The 21,052-nt window shown below is 31.9% G+C and carries 14 protein-coding genes; 8 read left to right on the forward strand and 6 right to left on the reverse strand.

Annotated elements, in window-relative coordinates:
* Nucleotides 1-65 precede the first annotated feature (65 nt).
* A complete protein-coding gene (locus ACUUYC_RS08310; protein WP_474265212.1) occupies nt 66-308 on the reverse strand; it encodes a hypothetical protein in 243 nt (80 codons plus the stop codon).
* Between the two features lie 484 nt (nt 309-792).
* Here ACUUYC_RS08310 and ACUUYC_RS08315 point away from each other — a divergent pair, with 484 nt between their 5' ends.
* From ACUUYC_RS08315 to ACUUYC_RS08345, 7 genes are all read left to right on the forward strand, one after another.
* Entirely contained in the window at nt 793-3,090 is a 2,298-nt protein-coding gene (locus ACUUYC_RS08315; RefSeq protein ID WP_474265213.1) for a M43 family zinc metalloprotease, read from the forward strand.
* Nucleotides 3,091-3,336: 246 nt separating this feature from the next.
* Entirely contained in the window at nt 3,337-5,010 is a 1,674-nt protein-coding gene (locus tag ACUUYC_RS08320; RefSeq protein WP_474265214.1) for a S8 family serine peptidase, read from the forward strand.
* Between the two features lie 3 nt (nt 5,011-5,013).
* Nucleotides 5,014-6,687 (forward strand): S8 family serine peptidase, encoded by a 1,674-nt coding sequence (locus ACUUYC_RS08325; protein ID WP_474265215.1) that lies wholly within the window; start codon nt 5,014-5,016, stop codon nt 6,685-6,687.
* Between the two features lies 1 nt (nt 6,688).
* On the forward strand, nt 6,689-6,835 hold the full coding sequence (locus ACUUYC_RS08330; protein WP_474265216.1) for a hypothetical protein: 147 nt from the start codon (nt 6,689-6,691) through the stop codon (nt 6,833-6,835).
* Nucleotides 6,836-6,928: 93 nt separating this feature from the next.
* On the forward strand, nt 6,929-8,587 hold the full coding sequence (locus ACUUYC_RS08335; protein ID WP_474265217.1) for a S8 family serine peptidase: 1,659 nt from the start codon (nt 6,929-6,931) through the stop codon (nt 8,585-8,587).
* 3 nt (nt 8,588-8,590) lie between these two features.
* A complete protein-coding gene (locus ACUUYC_RS08340) occupies nt 8,591-10,264 on the forward strand; it encodes a S8 family serine peptidase (protein WP_474265218.1) in 1,674 nt (557 codons plus the stop codon).
* A 130-nt stretch (nt 10,265-10,394) separates the two neighbouring features.
* Nucleotides 10,395-12,116 (forward strand): helix-turn-helix domain-containing protein, encoded by a 1,722-nt coding sequence (locus ACUUYC_RS08345; RefSeq protein WP_474265219.1) that lies wholly within the window; start codon nt 10,395-10,397, stop codon nt 12,114-12,116.
* Between the two features lie 174 nt (nt 12,117-12,290).
* On the opposite strand, the gene ACUUYC_RS08350 is transcribed toward ACUUYC_RS08345, so the two are convergent.
* Nucleotides 12,291-12,464: a hypothetical protein gene (locus ACUUYC_RS08350; RefSeq protein ID WP_474265220.1), complete on the reverse strand. Its 174-nt coding sequence runs from the start codon at nt 12,462-12,464 to the stop codon at nt 12,291-12,293.
* A 361-nt stretch (nt 12,465-12,825) separates the two neighbouring features.
* On the opposite strand from ACUUYC_RS08350, the gene ACUUYC_RS08355 reads away from it, so the two are divergent.
* A complete protein-coding gene (locus tag ACUUYC_RS08355) occupies nt 12,826-16,344 on the forward strand; it encodes a reprolysin-like metallopeptidase (RefSeq protein ID WP_474265222.1) in 3,519 nt (1,172 codons plus the stop codon).
* Nucleotides 16,345-16,441: 97 nt separating this feature from the next.
* Here ACUUYC_RS08355 and ACUUYC_RS08360 read toward each other — a convergent pair whose 3' ends face one another.
* From ACUUYC_RS08360 to ACUUYC_RS08375, 4 genes are all read right to left on the reverse strand, one after another.
* Nucleotides 16,442-18,001 (reverse strand): class I SAM-dependent methyltransferase, encoded by a 1,560-nt coding sequence (locus tag ACUUYC_RS08360; RefSeq protein ID WP_474265223.1) that lies wholly within the window; start codon nt 17,999-18,001, stop codon nt 16,442-16,444.
* Between the two features lie 113 nt (nt 18,002-18,114).
* Nucleotides 18,115-18,327, reverse strand: coding sequence for a hypothetical protein (locus ACUUYC_RS08365; RefSeq protein WP_474265224.1), 213 nt, complete (start codon nt 18,325-18,327; stop codon nt 18,115-18,117).
* A 376-nt stretch (nt 18,328-18,703) separates the two neighbouring features.
* On the reverse strand, nt 18,704-18,934 hold the full coding sequence (locus tag ACUUYC_RS08370) for a hypothetical protein (RefSeq protein WP_474265225.1): 231 nt from the start codon (nt 18,932-18,934) through the stop codon (nt 18,704-18,706).
* Between the two features lie 164 nt (nt 18,935-19,098).
* Entirely contained in the window at nt 19,099-20,769 is a 1,671-nt protein-coding gene (locus ACUUYC_RS08375; protein ID WP_474265226.1) for an ABC transporter ATP-binding protein, read from the reverse strand.
* Nucleotides 20,770-21,052: the final 283 nt, after the last annotated feature.

Raw genomic sequence — 21,052 nt, forward strand, 5'->3', positions numbered from 1 at the left:
TTTTTATGCTGATTTATATTAAAACCCAACTATTATATAAACTATTAATATAAATCAATTGAAATTTAGTTACACATCGTTCCTGCTTGATTAGAAGTGTCTGTAAACGTTTCAATAGGAGTTGTATCATTATTACAGGTTCCATGAGGTATATTTGATTGACATCTTAGACATTCGGATTGTAAATTTGTATCATAAGGAACATCAGGAGTATCTGGACTCATTGGAAGTTTACCTCCAAAAACATTTTGTAAATTAGAAATAGAGCTTTTGTTTAATACTAAACTTTTGAAGTTTTGTTTTTTCATAATAAATAATTTTATGAGTTAATAACGAGACAAATGAACATAGAATTCTATACTTATAAAATGTTTGTAGTCGATGATTATCGAATTATGGTTTGTCTTTATATGAGAATAAAAAAAATAATACATTAATCGTCAATGCTTTAATTATTATTCATGAAATAGTTGTTACCGTCTTTTATTATAAAATATAGATAGAAGTATTTTTAAAATGAAAGAAAGCACTTTACTTTATATAAGCACCATTTCTTTGAATGATTTGTATATTTTTCAAAAGCCTATAAAAACACTAGAATTAATAGGTAATTAGCGAATAATCAGTTAATTACAACTATATGCGTGCATAGTAGTTTTTAAAGATTTTGTGTATTTCATCGAAAAAACAAGTGTTTTATCGCGGAATTCACAAAATTTTAACATATTTGCTACGTTTTTGACAATTCGTCAATAATAAAAATTAATTAATCGACCTAAAAAACTTTTAAGAATGAGAAAAAACTTTACACTACTTTTATTTAGTTTTCTATTTGTAGGGATGATGTTTGCGCAAGAGCGTGAATGTTCTACAATGGAAAACTTAGAGTACAGGAAACAACTCGATCCACAATTGGAAGCGCGTATGCAGCAAATTGAGGATTACACCAGAACTAGAATTCAACAAGGCAATTCGGAAAGTATTAGTGGAAACGTTATTACAATTCCAGTAGTAGTTCATGTATTATACACAAATGGTACTAATAACATTAGTGTAGCGCAAATTCAGTCGCAAATTGATGTTATTAATGAAGATTTTAGAAGAACTAATTCTGATGCAGATAATACATGGTCACAAGCAGCTGATACAGAAATTCAATTTTGTATGGCAACTGTAGATCCAAATGGTAATGCAACAACAGGAATTACTAGAAAATCTGTTACAAGAACAGATTGGGGTACGAATGACGATATGAAGAAATCATCGCAAGGCGGTGTAAATCCTTGGAATACATCAGAATACTTAAACATGTGGATTGTTCCTCAAATGACAAGTGGAGGAAGAACAATTTTAGGATATGCTCAGTTTCCAGGTGGTGCAGCTTCAACAGATGGTGTTGTAATGGCATATAACTACTTTGGTAGAGTTGGAAATGTATCAGCTCCATTTGATGGTGGAAGAACAACAACTCACGAAATAGGGCACTATTTAAACTTACGTCACATTTGGGGAGATGCTAACTGTGGAAACGATTTTGTAAGTGATACACCAACACACCAAACTTCTAACGGAGGATGTCCTACAGGTCAAGTATCTTGTGGATCTACAGATATGGTACAAAACTATATGGATTATACAAATGATTCATGTATGAACCTATTTACACTAGGACAAAAAAATAGAATGAGAGCAGTATTAGATGCTGGTGGAGTTCGTAGAAGCTTAGCGTTATCTGACAAATGTGGTTCTGCACCAACACCAACATGTAACGATGGAATTCAGAATGGAGACGAAACAGGAATTGACTGTGGTGGATCATCATGTGCACCATGTACAACACCTCCAACATGTAACGATGGAATTCAAAATGGAGATGAAACAGGAGTTGACTGTGGTGGATCATCATGTGCACCTTGTTCTTCAGGATGTTCTGATAATGAAGTAACTTTATCTATTACGTTTGATAACTACCCAGAAGAAACATCTTGGTCTTTAGTAACCGATGGTGGATCTACAGTAGCTTCAGGATCTTACTCTACAGCTAATGCAGATGGATCTACAGTAACTGAAACATTATGTTTACCAGACGATTGCTATACATTTACAATCAATGATGCTTATGGTGATGGTATTTGCTGTTCTTTTGGAAGCGGTTCTTATACCTTAACTGGTCCTAATGGACAAATCAAATCAGGAGGAAGCTTCACTAATTCGGAAGCAACAGATTTCTGTTTTGGAAATACGCCACCTGCACCAACATGTACAGATGGAATTCAAAATGGAGATGAAACAGGAATTGACTGTGGTGGATCTACATGTGCACCATGTCAAACTGGAGGAACTACATTATTACATGAAGGATTCTTCGAAACTGGATTAGACGGATGGACTGACGGTGGAAGCGATTGTTTCCGTTACAGTGGTTCTCGTTCTTATGAAGGTACACGTTCAATGCGTTTACGTGATAATTCAGGAACTGCTTCGGCAATGACTTCTGAAACATTTGACTTAAGAGGATTTGATCAAGTAGAATTTAAGTTCTATTTCTATGCAAACTCTATGGAATCAGGAGAAGATTTCTGGGTTAGATATTACAACGGATCATCTTGGAGTACAGTAGCAACATATGCTAGTGGAACAAACTTTAATAATGGTACATTCTACTCAGCAACAGTTACTTTAAATAGTGCTGATGTAAACTTTGCTTCTAACTCTCAATTCAGAGTTCAGTGTGATGCTAGTGCTAATGCAGATCAAGTATACATTGATCAAGTAACTATTAATGGTATCAATGGAGCTAGAGCAATTAATACAAGATCTGGTCTTGAAACCTTACGTACAGGTCCACAAGGATCAGTAAGTGGAGATTTCTTAATGACACCAACAGTAACACGTGGAGACATTACGATCAACTTAGCTAGCTACAACGTTAATTCATCATACAGAGTATTGAATCTATTAGGTCAGACTGTGAAAACAGGAACATTGAAAGATGGAAGACTAAATGTGAGTGAATTAAAATCAGGAGTTTACTTATTAGAAGTAAGTGACGAAGAAGAGAAAATTATACAGAAGTTTGTTAAGCAATAAGCAAGCACTTCAATATAATTATATAAAACTAGAACGCCCAAGTGAAAGCTTGGGCGTTTTTTATTTTTCCAAGATGATAAGAACTACAATCAATTTGTTTTTCTTCTGTAGAGCAAATGACAATGGTATTACAAGTGTGCTCAAATGTTATCTGATCTTCCCTTCTAAAAACACCATTAACATTTGAATTAGAAGAATATTAAATAACGTATTCTTATATTTACTTTTTAAATAAAATAACTTTTCTTGAAATCATTACAATCATTCATTTTATTTTTATGCAGTTGCTTCATCATTGCATGTGCTTTTAAAAAAGCACAGGTTAATGTGACTTCGAAAGCAATAATTTCTAAAAAACAAGCACTTACTGACGAAGAAAAGAAGGACTGGCATTTTAAAGATATCTATGTGGATTCTATTCCTGGTATAAGTACAGAAAAGGCATATCAATTTTTAAATACAAAAAATCACAATTCAATAATTGTTGCTGTAATTGATTCTGAAATAGATATAGATCATGAAGATTTAAAGAATCAAATTTGGACTAATAAAGATGAAATTCCAAATAATAATATTGACGATGATGACAATGGTTATATAGATGATATTCATGGTTGGAACTATGTAGGAACTCAAAAAGGAGATAGTTTACCGTATACTAGCTTTTCTTATGTTAGATTCATAAAAAAATATGCTTCAAAATTTAAAGAAGCTACAATTAATAGTATACCTAAAGAAGAGCTTTTTTTATATAAAGAGTATTTGAATGCAGTAAAAACATATGATAATATTGTTGGGCAAAAAAATAAAGAATTGAATTTTTATAATCGAATTGACAGTACGTACGATGCGAATGATAAAATTATAAATAAGTACTTTTTAGATAGTCAATACAGTTTAAAACAATTGGATTCTCTAAATGGAATTGCAACTGATAAGAATTTGAAAATGGCACTTAAAAAAATGATTTCTTACCTAAAAAATGGTGCTACAAAAAAACGGATTATAAAAGAAAAGGAAGACTTGCTAAACTATGTTGAAAAACTTCTCAATAAAGAAAGAGAAGATAGAATTTTAATTAAAGATGATTCTAATGATATAAATGATAAGGTTTACGGTAATAATAATATACAAGGAACTTATTTTATTAATCACGGAATAAAAGTAACAGGAGTTTTAGCCGCAAGTAGAAATAATAATCTAGGTATAAAAGGTGTTGTAGATAAAATTCAAGTAATGCCCATTAGCATTATAGCTTACGGAGATACTTTTGATAAAGATATTGCATTAGGTATAAGATATGCTGTTGATAATGGTGCTAGAATTATTAACATGAGTTTTAGTAATGATTACTCATCACATAGAGGGTGGGTTCACGATGCTATTAAATATGCAGCTGATAATGATGTATTAATAGTAACTTCAGCGGGGAATGAAAGTATTAATATTGACAAAACACCTAATTACCCTAACGATAGCCATGACTTAAAAGGTGAATTTACTTCAAATTTTATAAAGGTAGGTGCAACTACTCAAAATGTAGATAGTAATTTAGTCAGTGACATTTCAAATTATGGAAAAAGAGAAGTAGATATTTTTGCTCCTGGTGAAAACTTGTTAGTATTGAAAAGAAAAAATACTGTGCTTGCAAATGGTACTTCTTACGCTGCGCCAATAGTATCAGGGGTTGCTGCGTTAATTCGTTCATATTATCCAAACTTAACCGCTTCCGAAGTAAAGCAAATTATAATGGATTCGGGTGTTTCATATGATATTATGGTTAACAAGCCTTCTACAAGCAAAGAAAAAGAATTAGTTCCTTTCAGTTCCTTATCCAAATCAGGTAAAATAGTCAACGCATATAATGCTTTATTAATGGCAGAAGAAGTCTCTAAAAAGAAGAAGAAAAAACGTAACTAAATTTTGAAACACACTAAGCCAATTATCTTATTTTTATTATGTTGCTTAATCATTGCATGTGCTTCTAAAAAAACACAAGCTAGCGTTACTTCAAGTGCAATACTTTCCAAAAAACAAGCACTTACAGACGAAGAGAAGAAAGACTGGTACTTCAAAGATATCTATAAGGATTCTATTCCTGGTATTAGTTTAGATGAAGCATATGATTTCTTAAAAGATAAAAAAGGCGACACTATTATTGTCGCACTTATTGATACAGAATTAGCTATAGATCATAAAGACTTAAAAGATCAAGTGTGGATTAACAAAGATGAAATTCCAAACAATGATATTGACGATGACAATAATGGATATATAGATGATATTCATGGTTGGAATTTTTTACAAACAACTAAAAAAGGTGCTGTTTTATATGCTAATCACTCCTTTATAAGAATCATAAAAAAATATGATTCGCTTTTTGAAGATAAGGAAGAGATGCAAATTTCTGAAAGTCAAAAAAAAGAATTTAAAGAGTATCTCAGAGCTATCAAGACTTATAAAAAAGAAAAAAAGGAAATAGAAAATGATATTGCTACTTACAATAGAATAAAAGATAAGTTCATAAAAGCAGATAAATTACTAACCACCTATTTCCCTAAAAAAGATTATAAAATCTCTCGATTAGATTCTTTATTACAAATCACAACAGATTCCGTACTTAAGGAGCGCATTGGAAATATGAAATATTATTTAAAAAATAACCTGAATGTAAAATGGGCAGATAGAGGTATAAAAAATGAGAATAAAAAACTAAGTACATGGTTGAGTTTTACGTATGATGATCGACAAAACCAAAAAGATAATGTAGATGACTTAAATGATATTTCGTATGGGAATAATAATGTTCAAGGTACGCTGAGAGGAAGTCATGGAACAAAAGTAATGTCAGTTATTGCCGCTACCCGTAATAATGATATAGGGATAAACGGAATAAGTAATTCATTAAAAGTTATGTTCTTGGGTGTAGCTCCACTTGGAAATGAATATGATAAGGATATTGCACTAGCCATACGATATGCGGTAGATAATGGTGCAAAAATTATCAATATGAGTATCGGAAAAGAATTTTCAATGCATCCTGAATGGCTTGAAGAAGCATTCAAGTATGCAGAACGCAATGACGTATTAATAATATCTTCTGCGGGAAACAAAAGTTATGATTTAAATAAAGAGTTTGATTATCCAGATGATTATAATGAAAGAGGAGAGTATGTCAAAAACTTTATCAAAGTGAGCGCAAGTTCTTATAAGGCAGATTCTACTATGGTTTGGTTATCTTCAAATTATAGCACAAAAAATGTAGATATTTTTGCGCCTGGGCATAAAATCTATTGTTTATCAAGGAACAGAATTCGTAATTATTCAGGTACTTCATTAGCTTCTGCTGTAGTATCTGGTATCGCATCTTTAATTCGTTCACATTACCCAAACTTATCAGCTATTGAAGTAAAAGAGATTATTTTAGAATCTGGAATTTCCTTTGACGCAGATGTAGTTCAACCATATCCTTATGGGAAAAAACAACCAGCTAATAAGATTCCCTTTAGTTCTATGTCCAAATCAGGTAAAATAGTGAATGCTTACAATGCATTACTTATGGCTGAAGAAGTTTCTAAGAAGAAGAAACGTAAATAGTATGTATATCATTTGGTCACTTATCAATGCAGTTTTTCTAATATTATTTTTTGCATTGGTATTATCATTATTTACAAAAGAAAAAAAGCTATTTGAAAATAAATATGGAAACCCTATTATAGTTGTATTGGAGTTTATTTGGGATTAAATTTTATATACAAACCAAAAACTTTAAAGGAACACTTGAATTAGAAGAGTATTAAATAACGTATTCTTATCTTTACTACTTAAATAACTTTTCTTGAAATTATTAAAACCACTCATTTTACTTTTAGGTTGTTGCTTCATCATTGCATGCGCTTCTAAAAAAGCACAAGTTAATGTGACTTCGAAAGCAATAATTTTCAAAAAACAAGCACTTACTGACGAAGAAAAGAAGGACTGGCATTTTAAAGATATCTATGCAGATTCTATTCCTGGTATAAGTACAGAAAAGGCATATCAATTTTTAAATACAAAAAATCACAATTCAATAATTGTTGCTGTAATTGATTCTGAAATAGATATAGATCATGAAGATTTAAAGAATCAAATTTGGACTAATAAAGATGAAATTCCAAATAATAATATTGACGATGATAACAATGGATACATAGATGATATTCATGGTTGGAATTTTTTGGCTACTAACAGAAAAGATTCTTTAGCTACTACAACCCATGAAGTAGTAAGAGTTGTTAAAAAATACAAAGAACAATTTACCAAAGCTGATTCTGCAATAATAATTAAACAAAAGTTTACTGAGTACAATGAGTACAATCGAGCAAAAAAAGAACTAAAGTCTAAATTAAGTGAGGCCGAAAGAAATATAGAATATTTTATTGGGTTTAAAAAAAGATATGTAAAACTATCGGATACCTTACGAAAGGTTTTAAATACGGAAAATATTACTTTAGAAAAATTAGATTCATTAGATACTATTTCCAAAGATTCAATATTAAAAAAGAAGATAAAAAGTATGAAATATTGTATTGGAAAAGATATAGATCATGCTTGGCTAGATTACGTGATTTCAATTCATAAAATGGATAAAAATAAAGTGTTTAATATTAATTATCTTGAAGATAGATTAACTACTGATAATCCATTTGATATCAATGACACTTCTTATGGGAATAATAATGTAGAAGGAACTTACAAGCTCGATCATGCAACAGAAGTAGCAAGTCTTATACTTTCTGTATTTGATGATAAAATAAAGCATAATATCAAAATTATGCCAGTTGTAATATCTACTTATGGAAGCGAGTATGATAAAGATATTGCTTTAGGTATAAGATATGCAGTTGATAATGGTGCTAAAGTCATCAATATGAGCATTGGAAAAGCCTTTACTTTAAATGAAGAATGGATTACAGAAGCTATTCAATATGCGGAATCTAAAGATGTATTGATCGTTTCTGCGGCAGGGAATGAAGCTTTAAACCTTGATAATCCTGATATTTATTATTATCCAAACGATATGGATCACAATAAAAATGAAATAACAACTAATTTTATTGTGATTGGCTCTTCAAATCAAACAAGTAACTTAGCTTCAATATATTCTAACTATGGAAAGAAAACGGTTGATATATTTGCACCAGGAGAAGAAATAAAAGTATTAACTAGAGATGAGAGTATTAATGATTCAGGCACATCACTATCTACTGCAATTGTTTCAAATATCGCTGCTGTAATTCGCTCTCGTTACCCAAATCTAACCGCATCAGAAGTAAAAAAAATTATTATGGACTCGGGTGTTTCATATGATATTATGGTTAACAAACCATCTTTAGAAGGAAAAGAAGAAAAAGTCCCTTTCAGTTCCTTATCCAAATCAGGCAAAATAGTAAACGCTTATAATGCTTTATTGATGGCAGAAGAGATTTCTAAAAAGAAGAAGAAAAAACGTAACTAAATTTTGAAACAGACTAAACCAATTATCTTATTTTTATTATGTTGTTTAATCATTGCATGCGCTTCTAAAAAAGCACAAGTTAATACTACTTCAAGCGCAATAATTTTCAAAAAACAAGCACTCACCAAAGAGGAAAAGAAAGACTGGCATTTTAAAGATGTCTATACAGATTCTATTCCTGGTATTAGTTTATACAAAGCATATGATTTCTTAAAAGATAAAAAAAGAGAGAATATTATTGTAGCTGTAATTGATTTAGAAGTAAATATTAGCCATAAGGATTTAAAAAATAGAATTTGGAGAAATACAAATGAAATACCTGAAAATGGGTTAGATGATGATAAGAATAGCTATATAGATGATATTCATGGTTGGAATTTTTTAGGAACAACAAAAAGAGATTCTGTTTTGTATCAGAGTTCTGAATCTATTAGGATCATTAAAAAATATAAACACCATTTTGAAGGTAGAGAGATAAGTGACATTAGTAGTAGTCAAATAGCAGATTTTAGACTTTACGAAAGAGCAACACTTTTTTTCAATAGTAAAGTTTCTGAAGCCGAAGAAAATATAGACTATTTTAAAGGTTTCAAAGAGCGATATTTGAAGTTGATGGACACTATGTATGTATTGTTTGATACTAAAGAATTTACTATTTCAAAATTAGATTCCTTAAAAGAAACTACTAAGGATTCAATTATACATAGTAAAATTTCTTCAACAAAGTATTGTTTAGGGAGAGGCATAAATGAAAAATGGATAAATGGAGTTATAAAGCTACATAGTAATAGGAGATTCAAAATTTATAATTTCAAACATAAAGACAGACTAACTACAGATGATCCTTTTAATATAAAAGAAGTAGGTTATGGTAATAACAATGTAAGAGGAACTAGAAAAATGAGTCACGGTACTAAGATTGCTGGACTTATTGCAGCTTCAAGAAACAATGATTACGGAATAAATGGGATAAATGATGATGCGAGAATTATGCCTGTGGTTGTCTCTACCAACGGAAATGAATATGATAAAGATATTGCTTTAGGGATTCGTTATGCTGTTGATAACGGTGCAAAAGTTATTAATATGAGCATCGGTAAAAATTTCTCTATGAATGAAGAATGGATTATTGAGGCAATTAAATATGCAGAGTTAAATGATGTTCTTTTAATTTCGTCAGCAGGTAATGAATCCGTGAATTTAGATGAAAAAGAAGCTTTTTATTATCCAAATGACATGGATATAAATAAAAATGAAATTTCAAATAACTTTATTGTTGTTGGTTCTTCTAATTACAAGAAAGGTATTGTTTCTGATTATTCAAACTATGGTCAAACAACAGTAGATATATTTGCGCCAGGAGAAAATATAAAAGTAATTACTCGTAAAAGTTATACTACTGATTCAGGTACTTCATTATCATGCGCTGTTGTTTCAGGGATAGCTTCATTTATACGATCTTACTATCCAAATTTATCAGCAAGAGAAGTAAAAGAAATTATATTGAAATCAGGAATTTCAGTAGATTTAATGGTACTAAAACCATATGCTGAAGGCGCAAAACGCGATCTCAAGAAAGTTCCATTCAGTTCCATGTCCAAATCAGGAAAAATAGTAAATGCTTACAATGCTTTATTAATGGCAGAAGAAGTTTCTAAGAAGAGGCGAAAAAAATAAATAATAAGTATATATAATTTGGTTGCTCATCAATACAACTTTTGTTATTATATTTATGACTGATATAAATGTAAGTGGATTTTACTTCAAAAAAAGGCATTATTTTTGATGAGTTTTTAATAAAATGATCATGATTTTTTTCTTAAATTCATTGTATAGAAAAGGTATTATCAGCCTACTTTTTCTTATCTATTTTGGTGTGCTTTACTCCCAAAATGATAACTTATTCAATAAAAGTTTTACCGAATTAGAAGAAGGTTGCAAAAACAACAAAACAGCTAAACCATTAGCTATTCGCTATGCTGAAACGTACCTGCAAAAGGCAAAAAAGACTAATGATACTGTCAAAATTGTTAACGGTTATACTTTCTTAACCGAAATATATATCAGTCCGCTAGTCAGAGAAGGAATTGACTATTGTGACAGTATTATACAACTTACTAAAAACCTAAAGGATAATGACAAGTTTCAAGCAATAGGATTTAGGCAAAAAGGACGGTATTATTACAGATACGGAGAATACAAATTGGCATTAGATAACTACATTATGGCGATGGAGCATTCTAAAGATGATCCGATGAAGTATGAAACTACAAACTTCGATATAGGGCTTATAAAAAATAATATAAATGAACGAGAAGAAGCACGTCCTATTTTTAAACGCTATATTAATTTCCTAGAATCCTATCACGATAATAAACCAATAAAGAAGAACTTAGCCCTTTTTGCATTGGCGGATAATTATAATTACACCAACGAATTAGATTCGGCAGCATTACTTATTGACAAAGGAATTAAAAGTAGTTTAGCAATAAACGATAACCATACCTACAAATATTTTGTAATTAGCTCTGGCATTAACTCCGTATTTAAAGAACAGTACAGTATGGCTAGAGACAGTCTCTTAAAGTCAGATAGCCTACTTGTTGCTAATTATGATCAGACTTCACGCGCAATAGGAAGATTCTATTTAGGAAAGACTTATTTAGTCTTAAACGATCAAAAGAAAGCCCTGTATTATTTAAAAAGCGTAGATTCAATTTTACAAGAAACCAATGATGTAACTCCAGAATTGCTAGAAACATACAATATTCTAATTAATCATTACAAAACCAAAAAAGACTCCGAAAACCACATCTATTACATTACAGCATTGTTGAAGTTTGATAGTATTTTGAATACAAATTATAGATACGTATCAAAAAAAATGATTAAAAACTATGATGTAAAAAACCTGATTACAGAAAAAAATAGAGAAATAGTAAAGCTAAATGAAGAAAAATCAGATTCAAAGAAAATAATACTGATACTGTTTTCCTGTTTAATATTCCTTTCGTTACTCATCTACTATTTCATTCGAAAAAATAACATTCAAAAGAAACGATTTCACAAACTATTAGATGATTATCAAAATAAAAGAGAAATAAAAATTATTAAAATTGAAAAAGAAGAAGTAAAAGAAAATGCTAGAGAGTTACCTATAGAAATAGTGAATAAGATATTGCTGAAACTTAATAAATTTGAATCTTCTAATCAATTTATTAAAAAGAAATACACACTACAAACATTAGCAAAAGAGTTTAATACAAATAGTAAATACCTTTCTAAGGTTATAAATGAATACAAACAAATAAACTTTTCTAGTTACATTAATAACTTGAGAATTGATTTTATTATTAATGAATTGACCATAAATAAAAGGTTTAGAAAATTTACAATTGATGCAATTGCTGAAGAAAGTGGTTTTAAAACGCGAAAATCCTTTTCTGCAGCTTTTTATAAAAAAACAGGTATAAGACCATCATATTTTATAAAGCAGCTTAAAAATGAAACATATAGTTCTTATAGCTAAAATTTTATAGCTTAAAAGTTAATCAGGATAAAGGTTTAGTTAAGGTATACTTACACGTATTATTAAAAACAGCCTTTCTATTTTTACTTTGATGCTTTATTACTAGCAGAAGAAGTTTTTAAGAAAACAAAAGAGCGAACCTAGGTTCGCTCTTTTTTTATATGTAATTAATTCCTAAAGAGAAGTAGGAAAGGTGATGGTTAAATAATCGGTAATACAAGTTGTTTGAAAACAAGTAAGTTGTGAAGTACAATCAGAAGCATGTTTTCCTCCTGAGATATTCTCAGATGAAAAATTTGAAATAGATTTTTTGTTAAGATTTAGTGATGTAAGATTCTTTTTCCTCATAATTAAATTGTTTTAAAAAATTAGCAGATAAAAGTATACGATTGAATTTTTCAAAACAATAAGGAGAAGCGACCATTTATAAATGGATATGTAAATTGTTGAAAAAGCAAGTATTGATTGAAGTAGGAATATTAGTTGTAAAATTGATAAATAACAAAGAGGTTTATTGAATGTTAATTAGTTAAATTCTTAATTTTTTATGTATTTCATCGAAAAAATACGCCTTTAATCGCATTATTAACAAAAAATTAACAAACTTACACGTGCAATAAATACTACATAAATCTGCACCTACATGTCATTTAAATTTTGACATATTAGATTTTTGTAGTAACAAAACAATTAACCAAAATCTTTAATTATGAAAAAAAACCTACTTTGGATTGCTCTTCTGGCAATGCTCAATTTTTCCTTTGCTCAAGAAAGAGGAAACTTCTGGTCAACCTCTAAAAAGGCGCTGACAAACAATGTTATTGAACATAATCGTGCATTGCCTAAAACTAAAGTGTACGATTTAAATCTTGAAGGCTTAAAGAGTTCTTTGGCAAGTGCGCCTGAAAGAAGTATTATAAATGGCAGATCAAATGTTATAGTATCTTTTCCAAATGCAAAAGGAGAAATGGAACGCTTCAGAATTTTTGAAGCACCTGTTTTGCATCCAGATTTAGCGGCTAGATACCCAAATATAAAATCGTATGCCGGACAAGGAATTGATGATCGTGCTGCTGTAATACGTTTTAGCGTATCTCCTTTAGGATTGCAAAGTATGCGATTATCAGGAACAAATGAAGCTGTATTTATTGAGCCAGTCACTAACGATAGAGCAACATATACAGTTTATGAAAGAGCTGATAGATCAGTTTCTTTATCAAATTTTGAATGTCAAGTGATTAGTGATGCTTCTACTAATTTTGAATCTTCTATTGCAGCAAGACCAAATGCTGACGACGGTACATTAAGAACATACAGATTGGCAGTATCTACTACTGGTGAATATACTGCTTTTCATGGCGGTACGAAAGCAGGAGCATTAGCGGCAATCAACACAACAATGACACGTGTAAATGGTGTGTTTGAAAATGATTTTAATGTAACCATGGTATTAATTGCCAATACTGATGATGTTATATATACAAATAGCGGAAGTGACCCATACTCAAATGGTGGATTTAATAGTCAATTACAAAGTACATTAACAAGTACAATAGGAGAAGCTAATTATGATATAGGACATTTATTTGCAAGAGCAGATAACAATGGAAACGCAGGATGTATTGGATGTGTATGTGTAAACGGACAAAAGGGAAGCGGTTGGACTTCTAGAAATGATCCAGTAGGAGATCCTTTTGATATTGACTTTGTTGCACACGAAATGGGGCATCAATTTGGTGCAAATCATACATTTAGTATTAGAAACGAAGGGTCAAATGCACATTTTGAGCCAGGAAGTGGAACAACTATTATGGGATATGCAGGAATTACAGGTGCTACAGATGTACAGTCTAATAGTGACCCATTTTTTCACTGGTTCTCTATTCAGCAAGTAACAAATTATGTAAAAGGTACATCTTGTCAAACAGATACCGCTACAGGAAATGCTGTACCAACAACCAATGCTGGTGCAGACTATACAATTCCTAAAGGAACACCATTTGTACTTACAGGAAACGCAACAGATGCAGATGGAGACAGTCTAACATACTGCTGGGAACAAGCCGATGAAAATAATGCGTCAACAACGTATCCAAGTGTAACAGCAACGACAGGAGTTGCTTTTCGTTCGTATAACCCTAGTGCTTCTCCAAGTAGATATTTCCCTAGACTATCTACTATAAAAACTGGAGGAACTTCATGGCAATGGGAAGCAGTACCGAATGTAGCAAGAACACTAAACTTTAGACTTACTGTAAGAGACAACAGAGCTGGAGGAGCAACAAACAATAGTGATGATATGACAGTTACGGTAAATGGAACAGCGGGACCATTTGTAGTAAACGCTCCAAATAGTGCAGTAACATGGAATGCAGGAACTACGCAAACAGTAACTTGGAATGTAGCTGGAACTACTGGAAATGGAGTGAACGCTGCAAATGTTGATATTCTATTATCTACTGATGGAGGAGACACATACGCTACTACGTTAGCTTCAGGTGTTACAAATGATGGATCACACGATATAGTTGTGCCTAATAATCAAGGAAGTCAAAATAGAATTATGGTAAAAGGATCAAATCATATTTTCTTTGACATCTCTAATGCAAACTTTACGATTGCTGGACAAGTAGCATGTAATGCTACAGTACCAACAGGCGTAACTGCTTCATCAATTACTTCTTCAGGAGCTTCCATAAGTTGGGATGCAGTAGCAGGAGCAAGTTATGATGTACGTTACCGACAAACTGGAACAACTTCTTGGACAACGAATGCAGTAACTGGAACTTCTACAACACTTTCAGGATTAGCAGCAACTACAGCATATGAAGTGCAAGTACGTAGTAAATGTACAAGTGGTAACTCAGCATACTCAGGGTCAACAACATTTACAACAACAAGTGTTCAGTTGAACTACTGTGCTTCACAAGGAAACAATGTAAGTGATGAATATATTGGACGTGTTCAATTAAATACGATAGACAATAGTTCAGGAAGTGGAAATGGATATTCTGACCATACTTCTATCTCAACCAACTTATCAAAATCACAAGCATATACAATTGCAGTGACACCAACTTGGACTGGAACAATTTACAATGAAGGATATTCAGTTTGGATTGACTATAATCAAGATGGTGATTTTACAGATGCAGGAGAGCAAGTTTGGTCTAAAGCTGCGTCAAAAGATACACCAGTAAGCGGATCATTCACAGTTCCTGCTTCAGCAAGTGATGGTGCTACGAGAATGAGAGTATCTATGAAATATAATGCTATTCCAACATCTTGTGAAACATTTACTTATGGAGAAGTGGAAGATTATACAGTAGTTATAGAAGCTGCCGGGCCAGATACGCAAGCACCAAGTGTGCCAACTAGTTTAACTGCTTCTGGAACAACACAAACTTCAACAACATTAAGCTGGACAGCTTCAACGGATAATGTAGGTGTTACAGGATATGAAGTATTTCAAAATGGAACGAGTATCGGAACTACCTCAGGAACTTCGTTAAATGTAAGTGGACTTACAACCGCTACAACTTATGCATTTACAGTACAAGCGCAAGATGCCGCAGGAAACACTTCTGCTTCAAGTGCAGCTTTAAATGTAACAACACTATCAGCAACAACAGGAGTTACACTGACACTAAACTTTGATAATTACCCAGAAGAAACTAGCTGGGAAATACAAAATAGTAGCGGACAAGTAGTAGCTTCAGGCGGAACGTATGGATCGCAAGCTGATGGTTCTACATTAGTAATTAATGAAAACCTACCAGCAGGATGTTATAGCTTAATAGTAAAAGATACATACGGAGACGGAATGTGCTGTTCTTATGGATCAGGTTCTTACTCATTAAATGATGGAGCAACAGTATTAGCTTCAGGAGCATCTTTTGGAAGTACCGATACCAATAATTTCTGTGTTGGTGGAGCAACAAGTAGAGGAGATGCACCTACTAATGTTACAAATGTAAATGATGACCTTGTTGTATTTGATGTAACAATGTATCCAAATCCAGTAAAAGGTGATGACATTAAATTGATTTTAAAAGATAAAGGTGTTCAAAAAGCTACCTATGCAATACGTGACTTATTAGGTAGAAATATAAAGCAAGGAGTTATTGAAAACAAATCAATAAACGTTGCAAACTTACCTAAAGGAGTATATCTTATTGAAATTAGTAACGGTCAAAATACGACCACTAAGAAAATAGTTAGAGAATAAAAACTTATTTTTATAAAAGCTAAAAGCCCTGAGAATTTCTCAGGGCTTTTTTTATGATAGTGCTATTCTTTATATCAAACTTAAAAATAGATGCTTTCTATTGTATCAAATTAATACTTATCGTAGAAATTTCAGCAGTTGGAAAACGATATGAATGTGTCGGATCAATCTTAATTCCTGCGTTGTCAATTGCAGCTAAAAACACATCCAATTCCACAATATACTGATCAGAAAAACCATGTGTAACATCATACGCTGTACAAGGTGTTTTACCTAAGTTTACCGAAACCGTAGTTGGAGAAACTGTGTGCAACTCAATAAATAACAATCCATGATGTTGAATATATGGTTTCCACTTTTTAAAATGTTCTACCAAACTCTGTGCAACATCACTATTGTGCAATTGCTTCCCACGATGCGAAAAAGCACCTGTAGACAATAAGGAACCTGCATACATTCCGTTAGGTGTATTAAATGGACGATTGTGATCTAAAAAGGAACGTACATTTAACAACTCTTCCAATTTTACATTATAAAGTTTTTGCAACTTCTTATCAATCTCAGCCGGATTTCCAATATCGCCCCAAACAACTTCTGCTCTAACATTGGCTTTCTCCAAATTTCGTTTGGTACTCAACAAAGCTTCCTTATTATAATCAGCGCCAACCAAAATAAGTTCATTAGTACTCAAGTCATCTCTGCGTTGGGTTTGATTCCAAATTAAATCAAAAATATGTTCCAACAAAGCGCCATTTCCACAACCAACATCAATAATTCCTTTCGGCTGTTCGGCTAATGGTTTATTAAAAATATCAACCAAAACGGCATCAAATTTATTAAAATACGTTGCATGACTTCCGCCACTTCCCCAAACATTTACACCTCTAAACACATGTTGTTCATTTCCTAAATGATCTTGCTGAAAAAACGGAAGAAAATCACCTTTCAAATATGTTTCCATATGTCGCATAATTGGCGTGTACGAAACGGTTACACCATATGCATAACTCTTTGTAAATAAAAAGTCTCCCTTTTTCGTTAGTGAATTTCCATCATGTAATTTGAGTAGACTAAACAATTTTAAAATAGAAGTATCTTCTAAAAAAGTAGTAACATCAATACTTTCTAAATCGGCATTATAGCCTAAATATACAAGCAAAGGAGCCAACAAAACTCCTTCTAAATGTATAGAAACCTCTTCTTGAAAATACGAATCTGCCCGAACTGTTTTCTTTTCATTCTCTAAATAAGAAGCAAACGTTATCAATTTTTTAATAACAGGTACTGGAAATGTAAAAGGTTTTTTAAGAATGTCATAATAATAACCAAACAAGGTATTAAAATGTACATAATGTGAAATATGTTGTTTAAATGCTGTAAACTTTGGTGTTGTCTCAATACGAACTTCAGACTGCGTTACTGTATAATTCAAAATTCCTTGTGAAGCCAAACTTCGCAATGCCACATTCAAATAACCTGCATGAAATTGTGGAAATTGCTCCAGTAGCTTAGCAACAGAAGTTGAGGTATTTATAGCTAAAAAGTCAAAAACAGTATGACGTTCTAAAATGGCAATAATTGATGTAATGGCAATTCCATCTTGGTGTTTAAATAATAAGGATCGGAATGCACGTTTTTCTTCTTTTGTTAAAGTCATATCTTTTAAAGATACATATTTTTCATACGCATAAAAAAAGAAAAAGTGAGCTTTAACGTACTTTTAGTATATTTCTCAAAAAAGAAAAACAGGAGGAAAAATAATTTACATATCTAAAGCATTGGGCAGTCCGAAAATCTGCTGCAAGCTGGAAAAAATGATTCTGGTGTTCGTTGAGGTTCTGGACATGCAATAAATACAGATGTGAAAATATCTGTCCAGCAATCAGTAGAATATTGAGCTCCACCTTTAATTTCATTTCGCTTCTCTAATGTAGAAATCGTTTTTCTGTTTAAATTCAAATTTTTAATGCGTTGTTTTTTCATGATATTTCTATTTTTTGTTCGATGCAAAGATGAACGAATAGAAAAAAGTTTTATAGAGTGAAAACACTAGTTTAGCTCAGGAAAAAATCGGGAATGGCACCCATTTTTTTAAATCTAGTAGGAAAGAGAAAGCAACAGAAGGAAATTGCAGTTTCCTTCTGCTATAAATTAATTTAAGATTTTAATTGATTTATTCTGGACAAAATACATCATACCAATTATCACTTAAAATGCGCCTAATAATTTGTTTCTATTGTATCCATACTTTGACTGCGCTCAGTACAAGTATTTCAATATAAAATAAAACCGTAACGATGCTATGCTTTGATTTTTTATTTCATCTGGACACATTATAATTCAAATTATTTTAGGCTCATTATAAACAACCGGGAAAATTAGTCATAATAATACATATATGAGGCCATTCTGTGTATTTTAGTTCTATTGGTCCTGCTGGTTCTGGTTCTGGCTCTTGTGGAGCAGGAACTGGGCAAAGCTTTGCAGTTTCTGGCCAATCTGTAAAACCGCCTTTTATCTTAGTTAAACCTCTCAATGTAGAAATACTTCTCTTGTTTAAGTGTAAATTTTTAATGCTCTTTTTTTTCATAATAATGGTTTTAACATTTATACTTATATAGACGTATTATTACGGAAAGAAGTTCCCGTTCACTAAAAAATTAACAAAGCTATAAGTTGTTTAATCTTCTAAAAGTATAGAAGAACCGACTCTCTCATGAATAGGAAAAAGAAATAGAAGAAAATGTATAAGAATTAAATCCCTTTCGGAATGGCATCGATTAAAGTTTGTGTGTACGAAGATTTCGGATTTGCATAGATAGCATCAGCTTCGCCCAATTCTTCAATTTTTCCAGCATTCATCACTAATAACTGATCAGAAATGTATTTGACAACGGCTAAATCATGCGAAATAAAAATATAGGTAAAGCCAAAATTATCTTTCAATTCATTCAGTAAATTTAAAACTTGTGCTTGTACCGAAATATCCAGTGCAGAAACCGATTCGTCACAAATAATCAACTTGGGTTGCAAAGCAATTGTACGCGCAATTCCAATTCGCTGGCGTTGTCCACCCGAAAACTCATGCGGATAACGTCCGTAATACGAAGCGTCCAATCCTACACGATTCAAAAGTTCCAAAACCTTCTCTTTTCGTTCTGCATCATTGGCGTACAAACCATGAACTTTCATTGGTTCTAAAATAGCATTTCCAATAGGAATTCGTGGGTTTAAGGACGCAAACGGATCTTGAAAAATAATTTGAATCTCCTTACGTAAACTTCTAATTTCTTGTTTTGACAACTTGGTAATATCTTCACCTTTATACAATATCTCGCCTTCGGTGGCTTTGTGCAATTGCAAAATGGTGTTTCCTAATGTAGATTTTCCACAACCCGATTCGCCAACCAAACCAAGTGTTTCGCCTTCATACAATGAAAAACTCACGTCGTTTACGGCTTTCACTTCCGTAGATTTTCCAAAAATACCTGCATTGCTAAAAAACGATTTTGATACATTTCGTACTTCTAATAATGGCGCTTTCGCGTAAATAGACTCGTGTTGTTTGGCACGTTCAGTAGTACTTACAACAGTATCAGAAACAGTGCCTGCCAATACATCTTGAATCGTAGGAAGCCTTTTCAATCGTACAGCTAACGAAGGTTTTGATTTTAATAAAGCCTTTGTATACTCATGCGTTGGATTTGAAAATAAATCAACAGTTTTTCCACGTTCAACAATATTTCCTTGATACATTACTACAATCTTATCTGCAATTTCGCTAACCAATGACAAGTCGTGTGAAATAAAAATAATCCCCATTTGAGTTTCTTGCTGTAACTCTTTCAACAACAAAATAATCTCTTTCTGAACCGTTACATCCAATGCAGTTGTAGGTTCATCAGCAATCAAAACTTTAGGTTTACAAGCAATTGCCATCGCAATCATAACACGTTGCTTTTGTCCACCACTCAATTGGTGTGGATACGAATCATACATTTGTTCAACTCTAGGTAACTTTACTTTTTCAAAAAGTAATAATACTGCTGACTTTACAGCTTTCTTTGTACTATACTTATGTTGTAATAATACTTCTTCTACTTGTTTTCCGCATGTCATTGACGGATTTAACGAACTCATCGGTTCTTGAAAAATCATCGAAATTTCATTCCCGCGTATCCGTTGAAAATCTTTATTAGTAAGCGAAATTAAATTTTGATCGTTGTATTTAATCTCTCCAGTAATGGTCACATTCTTTTTAGGGAGTAAGCCTAAAACTGCAAGCGAAGAAACCGATTTTCCACTACCAGATTCTCCAACAATTCCTAAAATTTTATTCGCGGAAAGCGAATATGAAATTCCATGAATTACTTCATTCCCTTTAAAAGAAATACTCAAATTTTTAATATCTAATAATGTACTCATAATTCAAAAATACGCAAACCAAATGAATTTAGTGAAACTCAACTTTGAGAAGCTTATAAAGCGCGCACAAAGTTGTAAGTTGAACTAACTCCGTTGACTAACGGAGTCTTTGTCTACATAATTTTATTTTGTGTTATGAAAGTCATACATACAGATTTATAGCATTTTTTGAGAAGCTTATAAAGCGCATATACGACTGTAAATTAATGGAGTTTTATTTTGAAATGGAGCCAAAAATTTAAATACTCTACTGGTTTTGTAGGATTTTGTCTAAAATGAAAGC

Source organism: Kordia sp. E (assembly GCF_056033805.1).